Raw genomic sequence first — 1,549 nt, 5'->3', positions numbered from 1 at the left:
CCCGGTCGGACGGCCGCCCGGTCGGACGGCCGGTTCAGGTGGCAGCGGCCTCGCTGGCGGTGGCCTTGTCAGCGGCTGTGGTGACGGTCCCGGGGGCGACGACCTCGGGGGCGATCTCGGTGATCGCCCCCACCTCGGCCGCGATCTTCTCCGCGTCCCCGACCAGGACGGTGACCAGACGTGTCGGCGCGAACACCTGCGCCGAGATCTCCAACACGTCCCGCGCTGTCACCTTCGCCAGCGCCGCGGGATGGTCGTGCAGGTACCCGACGCCGATCCCCGCGCCGGCCAGCGCCGACAGGGTGGAGGCGAGCCCCACCCCGGTCGCCGTGGACAGCGCCAGCGTCCCGATCGCGTACTGGCGGGCCGCGTCGAGCTCCTCGTCCGACACCGGCAGCAGCGCCATCCGGCCGAGCTCGTAGAAGATCTCGAGCAGCGCGGGGCCGGTCACGTCGGTCGCCACGTCCGCGGTCACCGTGAACCGGGAGCCCGCGACCGGGTAGTCGAGCGAACTGCGCGGCGAGTAGGTGTAGCCCTTGTCCTCCCGGATGTTCGACACCAGCCGCGAGCTGAAGTAGCCGCCGAAGATGGTGCTGGCCAGCCGCTGCGCGGCATAGGCGGGGTGGTGGCGGTCTACCGCCGGGCCACCGATGCGGATGTTCGTCTGCACCGCGCCGGGCCGGTTGATGATCACGACAGGGCCGGTGCGCAGGGCCGGCAGCGGCGGCACCGCGTCGGCGGCCGTCCCCCGCCAGTCGCCGAGGACCGCCTCCACCCGCTCGAGCGCGGCCTGCGGCTCCACGTCGCCGACGAGCGTGAGCACCGCGCCCACCGGTGACACGCGCGCGGCGTGCAGCGTCCGCACGTCGGCCTCGGTCACCTGGGAGACCACGTCCGGCACCGGTGTCTCGCTGCCGTAGGGGTGGTCGCCGTACAGCCGGCGCAGCAGGCCCTCCCGGGCGATCAACGCCGGCTGGCTGTGGGCGATCGTGGCTTCCTCGACCAGCCGGTCGCGTTCACCGGCGAACTCGCCGCTGGGGTACGTCGCGCCGGTCAGCACCTCCGCGATCAGGTCCAGCAGCGGGACGAGGTTGGTCGCGAGCGCGGAGCCGACGATCGCGAGACGGTCGGCGTCCACCCAGGTCGACAGCGCGCCGCCGAGGGACTGCACGACGGTGGCGAGCTCCACCCGGTCACGCAGCTGCGTCCCGGTGAACAGGGTCTCGGCGAGCAGCTCACCGCGTGCCTGATGGGCCGCGCCCAGGCCGGTGAACGGGATGCGCAGCCGCACCTCCACCAGGGGCACGGTCGTCCGCCGGACCACCAGCACCCGCAGGCCACCGGGTAGGGTCCGCTCGGCGACCGTGGGGAGCTCGGCCGCCACGGTCGTGGCCACCGGCGGGATGACGGACGGCGACGCCCCGGCCCCCGGAGCGTCGCCGGATGCTTTCCCAATGGTTGCGGCGCTCACCGCGACCTCCTGTTCTGCGATGACGGCCTGCCCGGCGGGCGCGTGGTGCCTGCGGGAGCGACGGTAGCCCTGGGAGCA

General features: G+C 74.0%; 1 protein-coding gene. It reads right to left on the bottom strand.

Features of this window, described 5'->3' with window-relative positions; translation table 11 throughout:
• Positions 1–34: 34 nt before the first annotated feature.
• Positions 35–1,471, bottom strand: a complete 1,437-nt coding sequence (locus AC5LUJ_RS17500) for a M16 family metallopeptidase (RefSeq protein ID WP_250290083.1) — start codon at positions 1,469–1,471, stop codon at positions 35–37.
• Between the last annotated feature and the right edge of the window lie 78 nt (positions 1,472–1,549).

This window comes from Protofrankia sp. CiP1_Cm_nod3 (assembly GCF_982290655.1).
This window is presented reverse-complemented; position numbering and strand designations above follow the sequence as displayed.